The sequence below is a fragment of the Rheinheimera metallidurans genome, assembly GCF_036983985.1.
GTDB lineage: Bacteria > Pseudomonadota > Gammaproteobacteria > Enterobacterales > Alteromonadaceae > Alishewanella > Alishewanella metallidurans.
In genome coordinates, this window is sequence record NZ_JALAHQ010000003.1 from 220,437 (window position 1) to 242,283 (window position 21,847).

General features: G+C 45.4%; 20 protein-coding genes. 11 read left to right on the plus strand and 9 right to left on the minus strand.

The features are described from left to right. The first annotated feature begins 80 nt into the window (after nt 1-80). From MN199_RS10085 to MN199_RS10120, 8 genes are all read left to right on the plus strand, one after another. Complete coding sequence (locus MN199_RS10085; protein ID WP_132585333.1) at nt 81-995, plus strand: hydrogen peroxide-inducible genes activator; 915 nt, start codon at nt 81-83, stop codon at nt 993-995. Between the two features lie 67 nt (nt 996-1,062). Continuing rightward, nucleotides 1,063-2,088: a tRNA preQ1(34) S-adenosylmethionine ribosyltransferase-isomerase QueA gene (queA, locus tag MN199_RS10090; protein ID WP_335739337.1), complete on the plus strand. Its 1,026-nt coding sequence runs from the start codon at nt 1,063-1,065 to the stop codon at nt 2,086-2,088. 145 nt (nt 2,089-2,233) lie between these two features. Then, the gene (gene tgt / locus MN199_RS10095) at nt 2,234-3,385 is read left to right on the plus strand and encodes a tRNA guanosine(34) transglycosylase Tgt (protein WP_335739338.1); all 1,152 of its coding nucleotides are present in this window, start codon (nt 2,234-2,236) and stop codon (nt 3,383-3,385) included. Between the two features lie 10 nt (nt 3,386-3,395). Continuing rightward, on the plus strand, nt 3,396-3,737 hold the full coding sequence (yajC, locus tag MN199_RS10100) for a preprotein translocase subunit YajC (RefSeq protein ID WP_132585324.1): 342 nt from the start codon (nt 3,396-3,398) through the stop codon (nt 3,735-3,737). 22 nt (nt 3,738-3,759) lie between these two features. Continuing rightward, nucleotides 3,760-5,613, plus strand: coding sequence for a protein translocase subunit SecD (gene secD, locus MN199_RS10105; RefSeq protein WP_335739339.1), 1,854 nt, complete (start codon nt 3,760-3,762; stop codon nt 5,611-5,613). Between the two features lie 10 nt (nt 5,614-5,623). Further along, nucleotides 5,624-6,571, plus strand: a complete 948-nt coding sequence (gene secF / locus MN199_RS10110) for a protein translocase subunit SecF (protein ID WP_335739340.1) — start codon at nt 5,624-5,626, stop codon at nt 6,569-6,571. An 80-nt stretch (nt 6,572-6,651) separates the two neighbouring features. After that, nucleotides 6,652-7,032, plus strand: coding sequence for a rhodanese-like domain-containing protein (locus MN199_RS10115; protein ID WP_132585315.1), 381 nt, complete (start codon nt 6,652-6,654; stop codon nt 7,030-7,032). Between the two features lie 9 nt (nt 7,033-7,041). Beyond that, the gene (locus MN199_RS10120; protein WP_335739341.1) at nt 7,042-7,911 is read left to right on the plus strand and encodes a TraB/GumN family protein; all 870 of its coding nucleotides are present in this window, start codon (nt 7,042-7,044) and stop codon (nt 7,909-7,911) included. A 39-nt stretch (nt 7,912-7,950) separates the two neighbouring features. Here the strand turns inward: MN199_RS10120 and suhB are convergent, their stop codons facing one another. Then, nucleotides 7,951-8,754 carry an inositol-1-monophosphatase gene (suhB, locus tag MN199_RS10125; RefSeq protein WP_132585309.1) on the minus strand — a complete coding sequence of 268 codons (804 nt, stop codon included), beginning with the start codon at nt 8,752-8,754 and terminating at the stop codon, nt 7,951-7,953. A 266-nt stretch (nt 8,755-9,020) separates the two neighbouring features. Here suhB and MN199_RS10130 point away from each other — a divergent pair, with 266 nt between their 5' ends. The 3 genes from MN199_RS10130 (at nt 9,021) to MN199_RS10140 (ending at nt 12,431) form a co-directional block, all read left to right on the plus strand. Further along, nucleotides 9,021-9,752 carry a complement resistance protein TraT gene (locus MN199_RS10130; RefSeq protein WP_132585306.1) on the plus strand — a complete coding sequence of 244 codons (732 nt, stop codon included), beginning with the start codon at nt 9,021-9,023 and terminating at the stop codon, nt 9,750-9,752. A 1-nt stretch (nt 9,753) separates the two neighbouring features. Further along, a complete protein-coding gene (locus MN199_RS10135; protein ID WP_335739342.1) occupies nt 9,754-10,572 on the plus strand; it encodes a complement resistance protein TraT in 819 nt (272 codons plus the stop codon). Nucleotides 10,573-10,691: 119 nt separating this feature from the next. Continuing rightward, nucleotides 10,692-12,431, plus strand: coding sequence for a potassium/proton antiporter (locus MN199_RS10140; protein ID WP_335739343.1), 1,740 nt, complete (start codon nt 10,692-10,694; stop codon nt 12,429-12,431). A gap of 26 nt (nt 12,432-12,457) precedes the next feature. Here MN199_RS10140 and MN199_RS10145 read toward each other — a convergent pair whose 3' ends face one another. The 8 genes from MN199_RS10145 to MN199_RS10180 all read right to left on the minus strand — a co-directional run bounded on the left by MN199_RS10145 (nt 12,458) and on the right by MN199_RS10180 (nt 21,750). Continuing rightward, complete coding sequence (locus MN199_RS10145; protein ID WP_335739344.1) at nt 12,458-13,201, minus strand: ferredoxin--NADP reductase; 744 nt, start codon at nt 13,199-13,201, stop codon at nt 12,458-12,460. Nucleotides 13,202-13,401: 200 nt separating this feature from the next. After that, entirely contained in the window at nt 13,402-14,985 is a 1,584-nt protein-coding gene (purH, locus tag MN199_RS10150) for a bifunctional phosphoribosylaminoimidazolecarboxamide formyltransferase/IMP cyclohydrolase (protein ID WP_335739345.1), read from the minus strand. Between the two features lie 68 nt (nt 14,986-15,053). Next, nucleotides 15,054-15,344, minus strand: coding sequence for a DNA-binding transcriptional regulator Fis (gene fis, locus MN199_RS10155; RefSeq protein ID WP_132585291.1), 291 nt, complete (start codon nt 15,342-15,344; stop codon nt 15,054-15,056). A 17-nt stretch (nt 15,345-15,361) separates the two neighbouring features. Next, nucleotides 15,362-16,333, minus strand: coding sequence for a tRNA dihydrouridine synthase DusB (dusB, locus tag MN199_RS10160; protein WP_132585288.1), 972 nt, complete (start codon nt 16,331-16,333; stop codon nt 15,362-15,364). 331 nt (nt 16,334-16,664) lie between these two features. Next, nucleotides 16,665-17,561, minus strand: coding sequence for a phosphoribulokinase (locus MN199_RS10165; protein ID WP_132585285.1), 897 nt, complete (start codon nt 17,559-17,561; stop codon nt 16,665-16,667). A 131-nt stretch (nt 17,562-17,692) separates the two neighbouring features. Then, on the minus strand, nt 17,693-19,462 hold the full coding sequence (locus tag MN199_RS10170) for an ExeM/NucH family extracellular endonuclease (RefSeq protein WP_335739346.1): 1,770 nt from the start codon (nt 19,460-19,462) through the stop codon (nt 17,693-17,695). A gap of 150 nt (nt 19,463-19,612) precedes the next feature. Then, complete coding sequence (gene purD, locus MN199_RS10175; RefSeq protein WP_335739347.1) at nt 19,613-20,899, minus strand: phosphoribosylamine--glycine ligase; 1,287 nt, start codon at nt 20,897-20,899, stop codon at nt 19,613-19,615. Between the two features lie 26 nt (nt 20,900-20,925). After that, entirely contained in the window at nt 20,926-21,750 is an 825-nt protein-coding gene (locus tag MN199_RS10180; RefSeq protein ID WP_132585276.1) for a class I SAM-dependent methyltransferase, read from the minus strand. Nucleotides 21,751-21,847: the final 97 nt, after the last annotated feature.

The window sequence follows — 21,847 nt, forward strand, 5'->3', positions numbered from 1 at the left end:
CGGTTGCAGCTTGGAGCTATCAGGCGTAAAGTTTAAACACTTATATTAATTATAAAGTATTTTTTTAATCGGAATTAATAATGAAGCGTTTGCCAAGTATTAAACAATTGCAGTATTTGCTGGCGCTGCACGAATATCAGCATTTTGGTCGAGCAGCTGATGCTTGTTATATCGGCCAATCTACACTTAGCGCTGCTATTGCCAATTTAGAAGAAACTATGGCGGTGCAGCTGTTAGAGCGTGATCACAAATCTTTTATTTTTACGCCGCTAGGCGAGGATATTGTGCGCCAGGCGCGTTATATTATTGAGCAGTGCGAAGAGTTAACCGACTTTGCCAAAAGCCAAGGTAAGCCGATGGCGGGGCCGTTTCGTTTGGGGTGTATACCTACTATCGCGCCTTTTGTGTTAAGCGAAGTAATGGCGTTATGTCGCGAGCGTTACCCCGATTTACAATTGCTACTGCGTGAAGATACCTCAGACAACTCGTTGCATGCACTGGGCGAAGGTAGACTAGATATGGTATTACTGGCGTTGCCTTATGAAACCGGTACCTTTCATGCAGAAGTGTTAGCGCAAGACGGATTTAAGCTAGTATTGCACCAAGACTGGCTAGACCGTGGCTTTAGCAATGACATTAACCAATGGCCTGATGAAAGTATTTTTTTATTAGAGCGCGAACATTGTTTAACTAATCATGCGGTTAAAGCTTGTGAGTTAGAAGATAGCCGCAAAGTAAACCCGTTTTTTGCTACTAGCCTACATACGCTGATCCAGATGGTAAATAACAAGCTAGGTGTGACTTTTATGCCGCAAATGGCGATTAATAGTGGTGTACTTGACGGTACTGAATTAATTGCACAACAACCGGGTGCAGGTAATGCGTATCGTGATATTGGTGTTGCTTGGCGACCTACCTCAAGCAAGGCGCGTAGTTATCGCATTATGGCCGATTTAATTACCGAAGTGTTATTGAACAAATGCCAATCCGCCTAAGCTCCTGCTAAAATACCGCTGTTTTTTTATAGCCGCGCCCTCTGGTCGGTAAAGCCAAGGAATTAAAATGCACGTTAAAGACTTCTCATTCGAGCTGCCAGAGCAGCTTATTGCCCGTTTTCCCAAAGCGGAGCGCTCATCTAGCCGCTTACTGGTGATGAATAAACACAATGGCGAGCTGCAACATCATATTTTTAAAGATCTTGCCGATCAACTGCAAGCGGGTGATCTGTTAGTCTTTAATAATACTAAAGTTATTCCTGCACGTTTGTTTGGCCAAAAATTATCCGGCGGCAAAGTTGAAGTGCTAGTAGAGCGCATGTTAGATAACAAGCGGTTTTTAGCCCATGTTCGCGCCAGTAAAGCGCCTAAAGCTGGCGCCATATTATTGTTAGAAAATTCAGCCGAAGTACGGATGAACCAACGGCACGAAGAATTATTTGAATTAGAAGTGCTAAGTGACGAACCCGTGCTCACTATGCTTGAACGCTTAGGGCATATGCCATTGCCACCGTACATTGACCGACCAGACAACGACGAAGATAAAGCGCGTTACCAAACGGTGTATAACGCAAAGCCTGGCGCGGTTGCTGCGCCAACAGCGGGGTTGCATTTTGACCAGCCGTTGCTAGATAAACTCAGCGCAAAAGGCGTTGAGTTTGCTTATGTTACGCTACATGTTGGCGCGGGTACGTTTCAACCGGTGCGGGTAGATAACGTGCTAGAGCATAAGATGCATGCCGAATATATTGAGGTGTCGCAGCAAGTAGTTGATGCGGTAACTGCATGCAAAGCTCGCGGTAATCGTGTTATTGCTGTGGGCACTACGTCGGTGCGTTCGCTAGAATCAGCGGCACAACAAGGTGAAGGTAAGCTTATTGCCTACAGCGGCGACACGAAAATTTTTATTTACCCAGGTTATCGTTTTAACGTTATTGACGCCTTAGTAACTAATTTTCACTTACCAGAATCGACGTTAATTATGTTGGTGTCAGCGTTTAGCCAGCGTGATTATGTGATGCAAGCGTATCAAACCGCGATTGCTGAGCAGTACCGCTTTTATTCGTATGGCGATGCCATGTTTATTAGCTAATAAGTCGACGCGCTTATCACTAACGTGGTGGCAATCTGCAGTTGGCTAAGTAAGGTTAACGAGTTCAGTTTAGTTTCTGGCAGTTTAGCTGTTATAATCGCGACGCAAAAAAGCCGGACTGTTTTTCTGGCATAAAAGGATAACGATGAAATTTGAATTAGATACCACCGATGGCAAAGCCCGCCGCGGCAGACTGATCTTTGAACGTGGTGTAGTAGAAACGCCAGCATTCATGCCTGTAGGCACGTACGGCACGGTAAAAGGCATGACACCGGAAGAGCTAGATGCTACTGGTGCACAAATTTGTTTAGGCAATACCTTTCACTTAATGTTGCGTCCCGGCACCGAAATTATAAAAAAACACGGTGACTTGCATAATTTCATGCACTGGCAAAAACCTATTTTAACTGACTCGGGTGGTTTTCAGGTATTTAGCTTGGGTGAACTGCGTAAAATTACGGAAGAAGGTGTTAAGTTTCGTTCACCGCTTAATGGCGAGCGCATTATGTTAACGCCGGAACGCTCAATGGAAGTGCAGCGCGATCTGGGCTCTGACATTGTGATGATTTTTGACGAATGCACGCCGTATCCTGCTACCGAACAGCAAGCAAAAAAATCTATGGAATTGTCATTACGTTGGGCCAAACGCAGTAAAGATGCACATGGCGATAACCCAGCTGCGCTATTTGGTATAATTCAAGGCGGTATGTACCCAAACCTGCGTGATGTATCATTAAATGGTTTAGAAGAGATTGGCTTTGATGGTTATGCCATTGGCGGCTTATCAGTAGGCGAGCCAAAAGCGGACATGATTAATATTCTGAACCATACCACTGATAAAATGCCTGCGCACAAACCGCGCTATTTAATGGGCGTGGGTAAACCGGAAGATATCGTTGAAGCGGTGCGCCGTGGTATCGATATGTTTGACTGTGTCATGCCAACCCGTAATGCGCGCAATGGGCATTTATTTGTTAGCGATGGCGTGATAAAAATTCGCAACGCGAAATACAAAGATGACATTGGGCCTTTAGATGCCGAGTGTGATTGTTACACCTGTAAAAATTACTCTCGAGCTTACTTGCACCATCTCGATCGCTGTAATGAAATACAAGGTGCGCGTTTAAATACCATGCATAACTTGCATCATTATCAGAAATTAATGCAAGGATTGCGCAGCGCTATAACCGCTGGTACTTTGGTGCAGTTTGTTGAACAGTTTTATACTAAGCGTGGCTTGCCGGTACCGGCACTTGACGCTGTAGATAGCAAAAATAACAATATTAATCACAATTAAGGGAACATTTATGAGCTTATTTATTAGTAATGCATACGCGCAGGCGACTCCGGCAGCACCGGCGGCAGGTGGCGGCTTTGATCTAATTATTATGTTAGCGGCTTTCGGTTTGATTTTTTACTTTTTAATTTACCGCCCGCAAGCTAAGCGCGTTAAAGACCACCGCAATTTAATGTCGGCACTGGGTAAGGGGGACGAGGTTTTAACGCAGGGTGGTTTAGTTGGCCGTATTAGTAAAATTTCTGAAGACAAAGATTATGTTGTTGTTGCGTTAAACGATAGCACTGAAGTCACGGTGCAAAAAGCTGCCATCAGCGCGGTGTTACCAAAGGGTACACTGAAGTCACTGTAAGCCAGATTTTAAGGATAAACAGGTGTTAAATCAAAACCCCGTTTGGCGCTACTTTTTAGTTGTTGGCATATTATTGCTAGCATTCGTGTATGCATTACCAAACTTATACCCAGAAGATCCCGCGCTAAATATTAGCGCTACCCGTGGTGGCACAGTTGCCGAAGATGTGCGCTCTGAATTAGAGCAAGCGTTTGCCGCTGCTGGTATTGCTGCAAAATCTGTCGAGTTAGAGAATGGCCAAGTATTAGCCCGCTTTAACAGCACAGAAGAACAGTTGCAAGCCCGTGAAATTGCCACTCAGTTGCTAGGTAGCGGCTACATTAATGCATTAAATCTTGCGCCTGCTACGCCAGATTGGCTAAACAGCATTGGCGCCTCGCCAATGAAATTAGGCTTAGACTTACGCGGCGGTGTGCACTTTTTAATGGCCGTTGACATGAAAGCGGCATTAGACAAAAACCTAAATGATATGGCGCAAACATTTCGGCTAGATTTACAAGCCGAAAAAATTCGCTATCGCAGTACCAAGGTTGATTTAGACCGAGGACAGGTGCAGTTAACCTTACGTAGTGTGGAAGACGTGGCATTGGCTGAAGCTGCCCTGAAAAAACGTGACCGCGAATTGGTGTTTGCACCGGGTAACGATGAGCTTACTGTATTTGTCACTATTAGTGAGATTCGTCTAAAAGAAATTCGTGAATATGCACTTGAGCAAAATATTACTATTATTCGTAATCGGGTAAATGAAATTGGTGTTGCTGAGCCATTAGTGCAGCGCCAAGGTTCTGACCGCATTGTAGTGCAGCTGCCAGGTGTGCAAGATACCGCGCAAGCCAAAGAAATATTGGGCGCTACGGCATCGTTAGAGTTTCGTTTAGTAGATGAAGACGGTGATATAGGCGCAGCGTTAGACGGCCGTGTGCCACCAGGTGCAGAACTTTACTATACCCGTGATGGACGCCCGGTGTTGTTAGAAAAACGCGTTATGCTAACCGGCGAACATATTACCGGCGCAAGCTCTGCGTATGATGAATACAGTCGGCCGCAAGTTAGCATTAAACTGGATGCTAAAGGCGGTAGTTTATTATCTACGGCAACCAAAGATGCAATAGGCCGGCGCATGGCATCGGTGTTTATTGAATATAAACCTGGTACCGAAATCGCTGCCGATGGTACGCCGGTGCTGATTAAACAGCAGGAAGTGATTAACGACGCGACTATTCAAGCGCGTTTAGGTCGTGATTTCCGTATTACCGGTATTAGTTCACCCGGTGAAGCGCAAAACTTATCCACCTTACTGCGTGCTGGTGCACTTATCGCACCTATTCAGATTATTGAAGAGCGCACCATTGGCCCAAGCTTGGGTAAAGAAAATATCGAGCTGGGTGTTAAAGCAATTCAATGGGGTATGGTTGCTGTACTGATCTTTATGGTTATCTACTATAAAGCCTTCGGTATGATTGCCAACATCGCCTTGGTCGCTAACTTAGTGCTAATTGTTGGTGTTATGTCAATGATCCCAGGCGCAACACTGACCTTACCGGGTATGGCTGGTATTGTGCTAACCGTAGGTATGGCCGTGGATGCTAACGTACTAATATTTGAGCGTATTCGTGAAGAAATGACCGAAGGCCGTTCCGTGCAACAAGCTATTCATCATGGTTATGACCGTGCCTTTGCTACTATTGCTGACTCAAATATCACCACCTTATTAGTTGCGCTTATTTTGTTTGGCGTTGGCACTGGCCCAATTAAAGGCTTTGCCGTAACACTGGCAATAGGTATTTTAACGTCGATATTTACCGCCGTTGTGGGTACTCGCTTATTGGTTAATTTATTCTGGGGTGGCCGCCGCGTGCAGTCACTGCCAATATAAGGAGTACGGCATGCAAGTGTTTAATTTTACTCAGCCACTCAATTTTATGCGTTATAAATGGGTAGCAATAATACTGTCGGCCATTCTAGTTTTAGGTTCGTTTGTGTCTATTGCTACTAAGGGCATTAACTGGGGTTTAGATTTTACTGGCGGTACGGTTATTGAGGTTGGCTTCGCTAAACCTGCAGACTTACCGGCAGTGCGCCAAACCTTAACTGATGTCGGCTATGGCGATGCGGTAGTGCAGTTATTTGGCACCAGCCGTGACGTGCTTATTCGCATACCGCTGCGCACAGATGTTGATCAATCAACATTGGGTGACAGCGTAATTAAAGCGCTGAACTCAATGCAAGCTGATGCAGTAACTATGCGTCGTATCGAGTTTGTTGGGCCAAGTGTTGGTGAAGAGCTAAAACAAGATGGCGGCCTAGCCATGTTAGTGGCGCTAATAGGTATTTTGCTTTACGTGAGCATGCGCTTTGAGTGGCGTTTGTCTATCGGTGCAGTGTTATCACTGTTCCATGACGTAATCATAACCATGGGGCTGTTTTCTATACTGCAGCTTGAATTTGATCTAACGGTGTTAGCAGCAATATTGGCGTTAATAGGCTACTCGATAAACGACACTATAGTGGTATTTGACCGTATCCGTGAAAGCTTCCGCAAACTGCGCGATACGTCAGTGGCTGAGACCATTAACGATGCTATTACCTCAACCTTAAACCGTACGGTTATTACCTCGCTAACTACCGTACTGGTATTAATAGTACTGTTTTATATGGGCGGCGCGTTAATTCATGGTTTTGCCACCGCATTGTTGTTTGGTATCGTCATTGGTACATACTCTTCTATCTATGTTGCCAGCGCAATTGCAGAAACTTTAGGCATTAGCCGTGAAGATATGCTGCCACCGCCGCCGGTAGAGAAAGAAGGCGAAAATACTGACGCGTTAATGTAATTTGTCGCTAAAGATGCTAAAAATGCCAGTTCGATACTGGCATTTTTTATGGCGTAATTCAAACGCATAAGGATACAGCAATGAGCAAACAACATGCAGCAGGCTTTGTTGCCTTGGTTGAACAGGCTAGGGCGCAGATTAAAGAAATTAGTATTTCCGAGTTACTCGAGCATAATCAGCCTTATGTATTATTAGATATTCGCGAAGATCACGAATGGGCTAACGGACATTTACCCGAAGCTATGCACTTAGGTAAAGGCATTATTGAGCGTGATATTGAACAAACCGTTGCCGATACAAAGCAGAAAATAGTGCTGTATTGTGGTGGCGGTTATCGCTCCGCACTGTCAGCGCACACATTACAACAAATGGGTTATAGCAATGTGTATAGTCTAATTGGCGGCTATCGTGAATGGTGTGAACGTAAATTACCGCTGGATGTACCAACCGCACAACAATAAGGAGCGTGCATGTTAAGGTTTAAACAATGGCTTGGTGTAGCTTCGACAGTATTTTGTGTTGCATCGGCGCAAGCCGAAACCTCGGTGTGGCAGCTAACTAACGGCGAACAGCATTTATACATTGCCGGTACGGTGCACTTATTACCGCCAGAGCAATTTCCACTGCCAGATGAATTTGCTACTGCCTATCAAGCTGCAGCGGTTTTGGCGTTTGAAACGGATATACGAGAGTTAGAAACCGCAGAGGGTATGCAATTACTGATGCAGCATGCACGTTATCAAGATGGTCGCAGTTTAAATAATGTGCTGTCGGCTGCAACCTATCAACAACTTGCACAGTTTGCTAAAAGCCAAGGCGTTGATCTTGCACCGTTAAATAGCTTTAAACCAGATTTTGTTATGCTGACATTAATGCAAGTAGCGTTGCAAAAAGCCGGTATGGCCGGCGAAGGTGTTGACAGTCATTTTTTACAACGGGCAATCGCTGATGCCAAGCCATTACTGTTTTTAGAAACCGTAGAGCAGCAATTAAGCATGCTACTGAATATTTCTGATACTAATGAAAACGTATTTGTACAGCAAAACTTAGAGCAACTATCTGAGCTCGAAGCGCAGCTAACCGAGATCATTAGTGCGTGGCGTGCCGGTAACATTGCCTCACTAAGTAAGTTAGCTATGGCGTTCACTGATACGCCACAAGGCCAGCAGTTTTACGATACCTTGTTAGTGCAGCGTAATAAAAGTTGGTTGCCACAAATAGAAAAAATGCTGGCTACACCCGAAGTGGAATTGGTATTGGTGGGTGCACTACATTTAGCGGGAGAAAATAATTTGCTGCAACTATTACAACAGAAAGGGTACAAGCTAACACAGCTATAGTTAGGTTATAGCTGTGTTATATCGGATATAGATGAGCAATTAGCGCGATAGCGTTTCGGTCAAATGTGGCCGAATACCTTTTAACATAGCCGCTAACACTTTTGGTGGTGCGGCTACAATGTTGCCACTACGTAATTGGTTATTACCACCAACAAAGTCGCAAACTAAACCACCGGCTTCACGCACAATTAACTCGCCAGCAGCGATATCCCAAGGTTTTAAACCAATTTCAAAGAAGCCATCAAAACGGCCTGCAGCGACATAGGCTAAATCTAATGCGGCTGAACCCGTACGACGCACATCAGCAGCTTCAGCTAATAAGCTAGCTAGCATTGCGCTATGAGCCGGTAAATGGGTTTTGTTTTTAAACGGAAAACCTGTGGCTATTATCGTGCCGCTCATGTCAGCTAGGTTGTTTACACGAATACGTGTACCGTTTAGCTGTGCGCCACGACCACGTGATGCAGTAAATAGCTCACCACGCAGAGGATCAAAGATCACTGCTTGGTCTAATTTACCTTGGTGTTTTAGTGCGATAGACACCGCGAAATGCGGAATGCCTTTAATAAAGTTTGCGGTGCCGTCCAATGGGTCAATGATCCATTGGAACTCACTGTCGTTGTTACCGTAATCGCCATGCTCTTCTCCAACAATACCGTGGGTAGGAAAAGACTTTTGTAACACCTGAACAATAGCTTGTTCAGCTTCTTTATCCACGTTGGTAACAAAGTCATTCGTACCTTTTTGGAATTTTTGAACCATATCAAGCTGGCCACAGGCACGAGCGATCACGTTACCCGCGCTACGAGCAGCGCGAACCGCGATGTTTAACATCGGATGCATAGCAATTACCTTATTTTAAAAAGAGCAGTATAAATTTCGTTCAAAACAGCGGCGCATATTGTAACGGCTAAGCGCAAAATGTAAAGGTAAAACGTATAGCACTATATATTTCACTGCGTTAATTGAGTCAGTGCAAACCTCAGCGTATGCATTATGCTCGTACGTATAGTTTCTGCACAAATATTCAGATACGATTCAGCTATAATCGCTAAAGATAACAAAATTTTTATTAGAAATTAAAATACTATCTCAGTTAAGGAGCAATAATGAAAACCCTATTAATGTCTGCGGTAGTCATGACGACATTAAGCCTAGCCGGTTGTGGCGCCTTACATACGGCGGTTGCTAAGCGGAATTTAGATGTACAAACCAAAATGAGTAGCTCAATATTTCTCGACCCAGTAGAACCGGAACAACGTAGTATTTTTGTTGATATACGTAATACCTCAGATAAACCAGAATTTGATTTAAAGCAGCAAGTGATTCAAAGTTTACAAGCTCGCGGTTATCGCGTTATTGATAGCCCAAAACAAGCGCATTACTGGTTACAAGCGAACATTTTACAAGTTGGTCGTAGCAATGCACGCGACACTAATTCAGCATTAGCAGCCGGCCCAGGTATTGCTGCTGGCGCTGTCAGTGGTTATGCCATTCACCGAGCAACTGGTGGTGCATCGGGCGGTGCTATGGTGGGCGCGGTTGTAGGCGGTGCAGTTGTTGGCACGGTGGTTGATGCCATGGTAGAAGATGTGTATTACAGCGTGATTACCGATATTCAAATTATGGAACGTTTTGATGGTGCGGTAAGAGAAAAATCTGAACACCAGTTAATTCAAGGCGATAGTGGCAGCACGACCTCAAGCTATAACCGCACTACGGACATGCGTAAATATCAAAGTCGGGTTGTTAGTTTTGCCAATCAAAGTAATTTAAAATGGCCGGACGCTGAGCCTGAATTAACACAGGGCATGGTACGGGCATTGGCTGGATTATTCTAAAATGCGCGTGGTTTTTTTATTGTTACTGGTGCAGGTATTAACCGCCTGCACCGCAGTGCATACCTCTGTAGCAAAACGTAAGTTAGACGTGCAAACACGTATGAGCCAAACGGTATACTTAGATCCGGTTGAGCCAGAGCAGCGCACTATTTATCTGGATATTAAAAATACCACCGCTGAATATACCTTACCATTAGCCGACGACGTACGTAGCTTTATGTTACAGCGTGGTTATTTGATCGTGGATTCACCGCTTAGCGCGCAATATTGGCTGCAAGTAAATGTGCGCACTGTACTAAAAGAGCGGCCTGACATTGTATTGGCAGCCGAGTACGGCATGACCGCTGAAGAGACTCAGGCATTGTTAGAACCGGGCATGGCGCCACCACCACCGCGCGAAACCTCGCAGCAAAGTGATAACCGCTACAACCAAGGTGCAGCCGTATTTGTTGATACCTCGGTCGGTACAAATTTAGATGGTAAAGATATTGCCCGAGCCTTGGTGGTACTAGCGGCTTTTGCTGGAGCGGAATATATAGGTAATCAGTTAGTTAAAGACAAGTACTACACCATGCTTACTGATGTGCAAATAGCCGAACGTATATCGCCAGATTCAGAACAAAAAGTAAAAGAGTATACTGAACACCGGTTATTACAGGGCAGCAGCGGCGCTTTTACTCAGTTATGGCAACGCGATACCGATATGCGCAAATATCAGATTAAAGTGGTCAGTTTTGCTAATAAAGCTAACTTAGAGTGGAAAGACGCTGAGCTACCTTTGCATAACGGTTTACTCAGATCACTGGCCGGGATATTTTAACTGCTAAACTGGCTCTCATAATTAACTTGAAATTCAAGTAGTAAGCCCATATATACCTGCTATATTATTCCTATCTCTAACAAAAATCGGCTAGTCTTAGCTAAGAATGAGAACCCTGAATGTTTGTGATTGACCATATTATATTGTTGGCGGCGGTACTGATCTTATTTGGCATCATGTCGAGTAAGTTATCCGCTCGGTTAGGCTTGCCGGTGTTAGTGCTGTTTTTATTGGTGGGTATGCTAGCCGGTGAAGATGGCCCCGGCGGTATTGTTTTTGACAATGCTGGTGCGGCACATGCGTTGGGTACCTTAGCCTTAGCCATGATATTATTTGATGGTGGTTTACAAACACCCTTACGAGCCATTAAAAAAGTTTGGCGCCCCGCGGCAACCTTAGCCACTTTGGGCGTGCTTATTACCGCGGCAGTAACTGGAGTTGCCGCAGCTTACGTTTTGGATATTCCCTTATTAAATGGCTTATTGCTGGGTGCCATTGTTGGCTCTACGGATGCCGCGGCAGTGTTTGCACTATTGCGCAATGCGGGTATTAATTTAAATAAAAAGCTTAAAGCCACCTTAGAAATAGAAAGTGCGTCGAACGATCCGATGGCAATTTTTTTAACCGTCGGTATGCTCGAAATTATCATGCACAATATGAAGCCCGGCACCGGCTTGCTGCTGATGTTTTTAAAGCAAATGGGCTTGGGTGCTGTGGTTGGCCTTGCTGTAGGCTGGCTATCTGTAAAAATGATTAATAAAATTCAGCTAGTCGCCTCGGGGTTATATCCGGTGATGGTGGCAGCCTGTGGTTTACTCTCTTTTGGCATAACGGCAAACCTTGGCGGTAGTGGCTTTTTAGCAATTTTTATTACTGGTGTGGTAATAGGTAACAGCCGGTTTGTCTTTCAGCGTAGTACCTTTTTATTCCACGACGGTTTGGCTTGGTTAAGCCAAATAACCATGTTCGTGGTGCTAGGTTTATTAATTAACCCATCATCTTTATTAGATGTCTGGTTTGAAGGGTTAATTATTGCCTTAGTATTAATTTTTATTGCGCGGCCTTTGGCCGTGGTGCCGTTCTTAGCACTATTTGGCTTTAACCGTCGCGAGATCACTTTAGTCTCTTGGGTTGGTTTGCGCGGTTCTGTGCCAATTATTCTCGCGATATTTCCACTACTGTATGAGTTACCCGGCGCGGCGCTGATTTTTAACGTAGTATTTTTTGTGGTGTTAATTTCGGCTACGGTGCAAGGTTCGACCTTGCCTTGGGTAGCAAGAAAACTAAAACTCACCATACCGCCACCGGCTACCCCGGCTGCAACCCTAGAAATTACCGCATTAGGTGAAGTAGATGCTGACATCGTTGAATATACGTTAGGCGCAACATCACGTGCGGTAGGTCGGCGCTTGTCACAAATGGCGTTACCAGATAGCACGGTGGTGGCGATGATTACCCGTAATAACACGGTTATCGCGCCTCGTGGTTCAACGTTGCTATATGCCGATGATCATTTATTTATTGTGTTAAAACCGGGCACCCGCAGTTTTGTCGATTGTGTGTTCTCTGCCACGGTAAATGATGATGAAAGCAATGAGCTACCGACGCGTGAACTAACCTTAAAGGGCAACACCAAGGTTGCGGATTTAAGGCATTCTTATGGCATCAACCTTGTTGCGGATGATAACGACAGCTTAGAGTTTGTGCTAAAAAAAGCCTTAACTACAGCACCACAGCTTGACGCTGTGGCTGAGTTTGGTGATATTCAATTATGTGTGCGTGACATGGTTGGTCAACGCATCATTACGGTTGGTGTGCTGACCTTAGTCGATAATGACTTTGCCGATACCGGCGATTAGTATTAGCTAAACTAGGATTTGGTTTTTTATTTCCAATATTGTTCCACGGTAATGTTTCCGGGGGCACGGCGTAAATTTTTCTTCAGCCCCATCGTTTCCAATAGCGTTCTGGTTTCGGTAATCATTTGCGGATTACCACACAACATAATCTGTGACTGCTCGTCTAGTGTTTGAGCGCATGCATGTTGTAATTCATTAGTTTGTATTAGCTCAGGTATGCGCCTATCTAAAGCTCCAGAATGCGCTTCACGGGTAACTATTGGTTGATAATACAACTGGCCTGGGTATTGTCGCTGACAGTTGTGAATATACTCGCGATAGGCTAAATCAGCGACGGTGCGCACGGTATGCACTAACACTATATGTTTAAAGCGCTGCCATATGCCATGGGTGCCTAACATCGATAAATAGGGGCCTATGCCGGTGCCGCTAGAAATAAGCCATAAATTATTACCGTCTGGCACTTCGTCTAAAATGAAGAAGCCTGAAGCCGGTTGGCTTACCTCAATGTTGTCGCCCATTTTAAGCTGCTGTAATAATGGCGACAGGCTGCCATCAGCAACAGTGCTAACTAAAAACTCTTGCTCATTAGTGCCAGGGCTATTAACCAGCGAATAGGCGCGCTGCACTCTGCCGGTTGGCGTATCTAAAGCTAAACGAACAAATTGACCAGCAATAAAATCGAAGTTAGGAACTTTTACTTTAATACTGAATAAATTGGCGTGCCAGTGATGATTGTCAGTAACGATTCCGCTTAGCCATTGCGCCATAATTAATGTCCTTTTTTTACTTAGCTAAAGCTTAACAAAGCTGAACGTATACTCAAGCTTAATGCTGTGTTATCGACTATAAGTGTTCTGAATAAAGGATGCTAGGTACCCATCCACTGTATGTGGGGTGTTTGGCAGGTTTCAAGCTAGTTGATATAAAAAGGCCGCAATGCGGCCTTTTAGTAGTTAAATAACCTGCTTTAATGACGAAAGTGACGAACGCCAGTAAATACCATGGCTAAATTGTGCTCGTCAGCAGCGGCAATAACTTCAACATCGCGCATTGAGCCGCCAGGCTGTATTACTGCAGTAATGCCAGCGGCCGCCGCAGCGTCTATGCCGTCACGAAACGGAAAGAATGCATCAGAAGCCATTACTGAGCCTTTAACCTCTAGTTGCTCGTCTGCGGCCTTAATGCCCGCTACTTTAGCACTGTACACTCGGCTCATCTGACCGGCGCCAACGCCAATAGTCATGCTGTCTTTTACATAAACAATGGCATTAGACTTAACAAACTTGGCCACTTTCCAGCAGAATAATAAGTCTGTTAGTTCTTGCTCGGTTGGCTGACGCTTGGTTACTACTTTTAAATCTGCTTCGGTAATCTTGGCTTGATCGCGATCTTGTAACAAAATGCCACCGTTAACCTGCTTAATGTCTACCGTTGGCGCAGCAGCACTAAATTCACCACACACTAATAAGCGTACGTTTGGTTTAGTGCTAATCACGGCAACTGCTGCATCGGTGGCGCTAGGGGCAATAATCACTTCAACAAATTGTCGGCTAACAATTTCTTGCGCCGTGGTTTCGTCTAACTGGCGGTTAAAGGCAATAATGCCGCCAAACGCTGAGGTAGGGTCGGTTTGGTAGGCACGGTTATACGCGGCTAATATAGAATCGCCAATGGCAACACCACAGGGGTTAGCGTGTTTAACGATAACGCAGGCAGGTTCAGCAAATTCTTTTACGCACTCAAGTGCAGCGTCGGTATCGGCAATGTTATTATATGACAGTGCTTTGCCTTGTAACTGTTTAGCGGTAGATACTGAGGCTTCAGTCGCATTGTCTTGAACATAAAAAGCAGCACTTTGGTGGCTATTTTCACCGTAGCGTAAGTCCTGCTTTTTAACAAACTGGCTGTTAAAGGTGCGTGGAAACTTATTGGCTGGCTCTGTCGGTGCGTTGTACGCTGGCAACATAGCGCCAAAGTAGTTAGCAATCATGCCGTCGTACTGAGCGGTGTGCTCAAATGCACTTATGGCCAAACTAAAACGAGTAGTGTGGCTAGTTGCACCACCGTTTGCTTGCATTTCAGCGATAACGCTACTGTAGTCTTTAGCGTTAACAACAATGGTGACGTCTTTATGGTTTTTCGCAGCAGCACGCACCATAGTAGGGCCACCAATATCGATGTTTTCAATGGCATCTTCAAGGGCGCAACCTGCTTTAGCTACAGTGCTAGCAAACGGATATAAGTTCACTACCACTAAGTCAATTGGGCCAATGCTATTGTCTGCCATTACTGCTTCGTCTATGCCACGACGGGCTAGTATGCCGCCATGTATTTTCGGGTGTAATGTTTTTACGCGGCCATCCATAATTTCTGGGTGTCCGGTATAGTCAGAAACTTCAATAACCTTAATACCTTGCTCAGCAAGTAATTTAGCAGTACCACCGGTAGACAGAATTTCTACCTGCTGCGCGGCCAAGGCGCGAGCAAATTCTACAATACCGGTTTTGTCAGACACACTTAGCAGTGCGCGGCGGATTGGTCTTCGTGTCATAATGCTTAAACTCTCATAAAAAAAGCACCCGAAGGTGCTTGATGGCGCGGGGTGGTCCCGCGCATTGGTTAACTCATGCCGTACTGTTTTAGCTTTTTACGCAGCGTACCACGGTTAATGCCCATCAGGTTGGCTGCGCGGGTTTGATTACCGCGAGTATATTTCATCACCTCTTCCAGTAACGGACGCTCTAATTCAGATAATACCAGTTCATATAAGTCGTCAACGTCCTGACCGTTTAATTGCTGCAGGTAATTTGCTACGGCTTTCTGTGCTGCATTGCTTAGCGCTTGCGGCTTTTCCTGCGTTTGTACGTGGGCGTTAGTAATAAATGGCGAAGTAACGTTCGAATTAAACATTGCTTTTCTCTTTTACGTTAGGTTGCTGCTAGTTGATAAAAATAGTCATTTAAGGCGTCAAGCTGCTGTTTAGCACACTCAATACCATTGAATTCACTACGAAACACACCGAGCGTATCGTGCTCGGCTAAATACCAGCCCACATGTTTGCGGGCAATGCGGTAACCGGCATGCTCACCATAAAGCTGGTGTAAACCCTGCACATGTTCCAGCATTATCTGACGCACTTCCGCGATTGCGGGTGGCGCCAGTTTGTCGCCAGTGGCCAAGTAGTGCACCACTTCACGGAAAATCCAAGGCCGACCTTGTGCCGCGCGACCAATCATGATGGCGTCGGCACCGGTGTAATCCAGCACCTGGCGCGCTTTTTCCGGTCCGGTAATATCGCCATTGGCAATAACCGGTATAGACACACTTTGTTTTATGGTGCGGATGGTGTCATATTCCGCTTCACCCTTGTACATGCAGGTACGAGTCCTGCCGTGTACAGCCAGTGCCTGTATGCCGTTGTCTTGCGCAATACGGGCGATCTGAATGCCATTTCTGTTGTCGGTATCCCAGCCGGTGCGAATTTTTAAAGTAACAGGTACTTTTACCGCATCGACCACAGCGCGCACGATCTGCTGCACTAAATCGGGATACTGCAATAGGGCTGAGCCCGCCAGTTTTTTATTCACTTTTTTTGCCGGACAACCCATGTTAATGTCAATAATATCGGCGCCGATATCGACATTGTACTGGGCTGCTTCAGCCATTTGTTGTGGATCCGCTCCAGCAATTTGCACTGAACGAATACCTGACTCCTGCCGGTGGCCCATGCGATTTTGTGATTTTTCGCTTTGCCATACCAGTGGGTTACTCGACAGCATTTCAGACACAGCCAAAGCTGCACCAAAACGCCGACAAAGCTCGCGAAAAGTATGATCGGTTACCCCAGCCATCGGGGCGCAAATTACCTTGTTCGCTAACTGATATGGACCTATGCGCACCACTGAATCCAAGGCTCTACCCTTAAGGGGCGCCAAGTTTACGGATTTTTGCCACTAAAGAAAAGGTTATTATTTAAACAAAAGTATAAATTTACTGGCCTTTGCCGTCTTGACATTCTATAAACGGCTGAATAATGGTGTTTTGTAAAGCGAACGCCAACACCTGCTACGTGCTAACGTAAATAAAATTGTTGCCTGTTGTTTTTATAATCAGACAAATTATTATTGTGAGTCGCATTTTTTAGCCAGCTTTTGTATAAACTAGCTACACCTAACTAGCTACACCTAACTAGCTACACCTAACTAGCTACACCTAACTAGCTACACCTAACTAGGTTCCTAACCAATCTACTTGGCCTCTAGCTTGGCGACGTTTTATCATCAATTCTTCTACTAAAGGGGTTAAAATTAGCTCCATGGCTAAGCCCATTTTACCACCGGGCACCACTAGAGTATTTACCCGTGACATAAAAGAGCCGTTAATCATTTGCAGGTAATAAGGGAAATCGACATGCTTAATGCCGCGAAAGCGGATCACCACAAAGCTTTCATCCAATGAAGGAATGTCTTTAGCACTAAAGGGGTTAGAGGTATCTACCGTAGGCACGCGCTGAAAATTGATATGAGTGCGCGAAAACTGTGGCGTAATATGGTTTATATAATCATCCATACTGCGCACGATACTGGCTTGTACGGCTTCGCGAGAATGGCCGCGCTCTGAGGTGTCACGGATAATTTTCTGGATCCACTCTAGATTAACAATGGGCACCATGCCAATAAGTAAGTCAACATGCTGGGCAACATCGTGTTCGTCAGTTACTGCGCCACCGTGTAAGCCTTCATAAAACAATAGATCGGTATTAGGGCGTAAATCTTGCCATGGTGTAAAGGTGCCTGGGAGTTGGTTAAAGGGGACGGCGTCATCAAAGGTGTGTAAATAGTGACGAATTTTGCTACTGCCGGTTTCTGCATAGCTAGCGAAGAAGTTTTCTAATGCACCAAAGTCGTTAGCCTCTGCACCAAAGTAGCTAATATGGCGGCCTTGTTCTTTAGCTTTACGAATGGCGACTTCCATTTCTTGGCGGCTAAAGCGGTGAAAAGAATCGCCTTCAACAAAGGCTGCATCTATGTCTAGAGTGCGGAATATATGCTGAAAAGCATTGGTGGTAGTGGTGGTGCCCGCACCGGACGAACCGGTAATGGCAATAATCGGATTTTTATGTGACATAGACCCTTCCTGCTGCTTTAACTGAACCTCACCTTAAAGCAACAGGCAAACCGGGTGCAACTATTTATTCGGTCAAGCAGGTATAACTAGCCAGTAAACAGTGCTAACTGCTTGCTGGCTATAAAGATATATTAAAACTCAAAGGTTGCGATTAGCGGGTCGTGATCTGACGAGCGATACGGGTTTGGTGCGTATAGCTGCTGTTGTTGGTCATTGCTTTTAAACTCAAGGTTGTAATCTAAGGCCGTAGGTTCATCAGCATTGATGGTCCAGTGTTGCAGTGTTTTTAACTGTTTTGCTAATTCAGGGCTGGCTAACGCATGATCTAACGAGCCACTGCGGCCGCGATAGACAAAGGAGTATTGCTCGGTATCTTTGTTATGCAAATACTGCCAGTTTTCGTCGCGCAGCGCTTGTACTGGATCTTCCATACGATAGGCATTTAAATCACCAAGAATAATTTGTTTATTGGTTTTTACACCGGTCGGTTGTGTTTTTAACCAGTCGCTTAACGCTTGGGCTGACGTAGTGCGTAACGCATTCCAACAGCCTTGGCCATCGTGTTGGTCGGCATTTTTTGTGCTGCGATCTTTAGGGCAACTGCCTTTAGATTTAAAATGGTTAATGCTTACTGTAACCAGTTCATTACTTGCTAGATGGCGGAAACTTTGTGCCAGCGGCGGACGGCTGCCCCAGTCAAAGGGTTTATTAAATAGCATCGCCGCTTTGCCTTCAACGCCTACGGTAGCCGGGCGATACAACAGCGCTACCTTAATAACGTCGTTACCTGGTTGCTCGCTAGTAATAATAAAACGGTAGGGTTTAGTGGTTACTTTATTCAGTGCCGTGGTTAAGCTAGCTAGTGCGCTTTTGGCGCCATAACCATTGTTCTCAACTTCTAACAGGCCAATTACATCAGCATCTAACGCTGCCAGCGCGGTGACGGTTTTAGCTTGTTGACGCTCAAATTCAGCTAAGGTGTCGGCACCACGGCGGGTTGGAAAGCTAGGTGTTTGATCTGTGCCATTAAAAAAGTTTAATACGTTAAAGCTGGCGATACGTAGTGCTTTAGCCGGCTTTGCTGCAGGGTTTTCTGGCCGAGGGTTGCTGGCTATATAAACCGGAGTGCGAGTGGGTACTACGCGGTAGCCTCGGTCATCTTGCACTACAACACCTTGCACATTCTGCACCGTGTCACCTACACGCAAAGTATTTTCCGCGGTTAAAGTCTTACCACCAAATTGCAGCGGATCAGGGTTTTGTTGATATAAACCATCGTCTACTACTACAGTATGTAATCGTTGTTGCTCTGTTAGTGCTGCGGCATTTTTCCCCGGTTGCATAATTTCAGTGGCAACCATTAAACGTTTATCGGCAAGGATAACTTCACCGTAGCGCCCCAGATCATAGGTGTCGTTAACGGTAAGTGTTTGGCTAAACTGTATTAGCTCACCTTCTAACTTTTCCCATTCATTCATACTGGTTAACGGTAGCTGCACCTCACGGGCGGTAACACTAAGTCCAGTATCACAAACCGTAATATCACTGATATCAATTAGGCTAGTCTGGCTATGTAACTCAGTAACTATGCCGCTAATTTGTAACAGCTGCCCCGGTTGGTATGCGGTGGCGGCGTTAGTATCGGCAATAAACAGGCTAGCAGAAGCTTGCGCATTACCTTGTTCAATAGCGCGCAGTGTTATGCCGGCCGCTTTACTACCTAAGTATATTTGCGCAGTAACTACGCCTCGGGTACTCAGTTGTTGGCCTTGCAAAGCGCTACTTTTAGCTGTGCCTTGAATCGTATAAATACTAGTAAAGTCGGCGTTACACTGCGCAAAAGTTGCACCAGAGAATATTGCCGTGCTTAGCAAAGAGAGTGAGACAAATGCGTTATTCATGATGCTGTGTTCTCGAGATAAAATAGCAGTATAGGCTGAAAGGATTAAAGCACTGTGACAAGGTTGTTTCGCTAGTCACAGTTAGTTTTGCGACAAATGTAACTGTGGTAATAAGTTTGCCAGCAACGTTGGTATTACTGGCATTATTCATTATTTGTGTTCGCGCGCTATGGCACGGTAGCCAATGTCGGTGCGGCAAAACATGCCGTCCCAACTTACTTTATCAGCAAGTTGATAAGCGGCTTGTTGTGCTGCAGTAACATTTTCACCCAAAGCGGTGGCACAAAGTACACGCCCACCATTGGTAACGACAACACTGTTTTTTAACTCGGTGCCAGCATGAAACACTTTAGCATTAGCACTGTCTGCGTGGTCTAAGCCGTGAATAACCTTGCCTTTAGCATAGTCGTCAGGATAGCCACCCGCCGCCAATACAACGCCTACTGCGGCATGTCGGCTAAACTGAATCTGTTTATCCGCTAACTCTGCTTTGCAGGCGGCTAAGCATAACGCCACTAAATCAGACTCTAAACGCATCATGATAGGTTGAGTTTCTGGGTCGCCAAACCGGCAATTAAATTCAAGAACTTTAGCACTGCCATCGGGGGCGATCATTAAGCCAGCATATAAAAACCCTGTAAATACAATGCCTTCTCCCGCCATACCATTTACCGTAGGGTAAATAACCTGTTGCATTACCCAGTCATGAACAGTTGGCGTAACAACTGGCGCGGGTGAATAGGCACCCATGCCGCCGGTATTTGGGCCTTTATCGCCGTTATCTCTGGCTTTATGATCTTGCGATGAGGCAAAAGGCAGTGCTGTTTTGCCATCAACCATGACAATAAACGATGCCTCTTCACCAGTTAAAAACTCTTCTACGACTACTCGGCTGCCAGCGTCGCCAAATTTATTGCCAGATAGCATGTCGTCAATGGCTGCAAAAGCTTCGGCTTCAGTATTGGCAATAATTACGCCTTTACCTGCGGCTAAACCATCGGCTTTAATTACAATAGGTAAACCCAGCCTCTGCACAAAGGCTTTAGCTGGCGCGGTTTCGGTAAAGGTTTGGTAAGCAGCGGTTGGAATGTTATGCCGAGCAAGAAAATCTTTGGCAAAAGCTTTTGAGCTTTCTAATTGCGCAGCGGCTTTGGTTGGGCCAAAAATGGCTAACCCTGCAGCGCGAAATACATCGACTATGCCTTTAGCTAATGGGGCTTCTGGGCCAACGATGGTTAAATCGATAGCTTCTTGCTGAGCAAAGGCTAACAGTGCAGAAATATCATCAGCTGCAATGGCTACATTTTTTAGGTTGGGTTCACGTGCTGTACCCGCATTACCTGGCGCGACAAATACTTGGGTTACCAAAGGAGATTGCGCCGCTTTCCATGCTAACGCATGCTCGCGGCCGCCGCCGCCGATTACCAATACTTTCATTTAACTTCCCGTCTTTTATTTAACAATTATTTAGCTACAGGCTTGCGAAACTTTAGGGTCATTCTATCGCTTTCACCAATAGCGAGGTACTTTTCTTTGTCTTGCTCTTTTAATTGCAAGGTTGGTGGCAAGGTCCATACACCGCCGGTATAGTCGGCCTTATCATTGGCGTTAGCATTAATTTCGCTACTAGCTTCAAATATAAAGCCCGCTTGTTCGGCCAAAGAAATAGCCAGTTGCTGTGGAAAATAGCCGGTTTTTATCCAGTCGCCCGTCATTTTATCAGCGGGTAAACGATGTTCTACTACGCCAAGTACGCCACCTGGTTTTAGGGTTTTATAAAAGTCCTTAAAAATAGCGACCATGCCATCGTCACCGCCATTGCTATACCAGTTATGCAAATTGCGGAAGGTTAATACCACGTCGGCGCTGCCTTCTGGAGCAATGTTGCTATGGTTGTTTGGCGCAAATTCAGTTAATTGCACGCGGTTATAAGCCGGATCGCTAGCTAACTTTTCCACAAAGGCCGCTCGGCCACGCTTGTAGTAATCAGAGGTAGTTGCTGCCGGAAAGTGTGCGGCGTAGTAAGTACCGCTTACGGCCAGCAATGGCGCTAAAATTTCGCTATACCAGCCAGCACCAGGTGAAATTTCTACCACAGTGCTAGTGGGTGTTATGCCGAAAAAGGTAAGTGTTTCAATAGGGTGACGATATTGGTCACGGCTAATGCTGCTGGCGCTGCGCGTTGAATGTTTAACGGCTTGTTGTAAATCGTCGGCATAATTATTCGCCATCGCTAATGGCGTTAACAGTAAGGCAGATAATACGGTGGCAAGTTTTATAGTTTTCATTGTCGTAAATCCCTGTCGTAAATGAGGCGTTAGTGTAGCAACAAAAAGTGGAAAATGCAGGCAGATAAATCGTCTTCATTAGATGGCCAGACTGCTA

Excerpts from the sequence above, each read along its gene's own strand:
- MN199_RS10085 (WP_132585333.1), top strand. The coding sequence starts at position 81 with ATGAAGCGTTTGCCAAGTATTAAACAATTGCAGTATTTGCTGGCGCTG.
- queA (WP_335739337.1), top strand. The coding sequence starts at position 1,063 with ATGCACGTTAAAGACTTCTCATTCGAGCTGCCAGAGCAGCTTATTGCC.
- tgt (WP_335739338.1), top strand. The coding sequence starts at position 2,234 with ATGAAATTTGAATTAGATACCACCGATGGCAAAGCCCGCCGCGGCAGA.
- yajC (WP_132585324.1), top strand. The coding sequence starts at position 3,396 with ATGAGCTTATTTATTAGTAATGCATACGCGCAGGCGACTCCGGCAGCA.
- secF (WP_335739340.1), top strand. The coding sequence starts at position 5,624 with ATGCAAGTGTTTAATTTTACTCAGCCACTCAATTTTATGCGTTATAAA.
- MN199_RS10115 (WP_132585315.1), top strand. The coding sequence starts at position 6,652 with ATGAGCAAACAACATGCAGCAGGCTTTGTTGCCTTGGTTGAACAGGCT.
- MN199_RS10120 (WP_335739341.1), top strand. The coding sequence starts at position 7,042 with ATGTTAAGGTTTAAACAATGGCTTGGTGTAGCTTCGACAGTATTTTGT.
- suhB (WP_132585309.1), bottom strand. The coding sequence starts at position 8,754 with ATGCATCCGATGTTAAACATCGCGGTTCGCGCTGCTCGTAGCGCGGGT.
- MN199_RS10130 (WP_132585306.1), top strand. The coding sequence starts at position 9,021 with ATGAAAACCCTATTAATGTCTGCGGTAGTCATGACGACATTAAGCCTA.
- MN199_RS10135 (WP_335739342.1), top strand. The coding sequence starts at position 9,754 with ATGCGCGTGGTTTTTTTATTGTTACTGGTGCAGGTATTAACCGCCTGC.
- MN199_RS10140 (WP_335739343.1), top strand. The coding sequence starts at position 10,692 with ATGTTTGTGATTGACCATATTATATTGTTGGCGGCGGTACTGATCTTA.
- MN199_RS10145 (WP_335739344.1), bottom strand. The coding sequence starts at position 13,201 with ATGGCGCAATGGCTAAGCGGAATCGTTACTGACAATCATCACTGGCAC.
- purH (WP_335739345.1), bottom strand. The coding sequence starts at position 14,985 with ATGACACGAAGACCAATCCGCCGCGCACTGCTAAGTGTGTCTGACAAA.
- fis (WP_132585291.1), bottom strand. The coding sequence starts at position 15,344 with ATGTTTAATTCGAACGTTACTTCGCCATTTATTACTAACGCCCACGTA.
- MN199_RS10165 (WP_132585285.1), bottom strand. The coding sequence starts at position 17,561 with ATGTCACATAAAAATCCGATTATTGCCATTACCGGTTCGTCCGGTGCG.
- MN199_RS10170 (WP_335739346.1), bottom strand. The coding sequence starts at position 19,462 with ATGAATAACGCATTTGTCTCACTCTCTTTGCTAAGCACGGCAATATTC.
- purD (WP_335739347.1), bottom strand. The coding sequence starts at position 20,899 with ATGAAAGTATTGGTAATCGGCGGCGGCGGCCGCGAGCATGCGTTAGCA.
- MN199_RS10180 (WP_132585276.1), bottom strand. The coding sequence starts at position 21,750 with ATGAAAACTATAAAACTTGCCACCGTATTATCTGCCTTACTGTTAACG.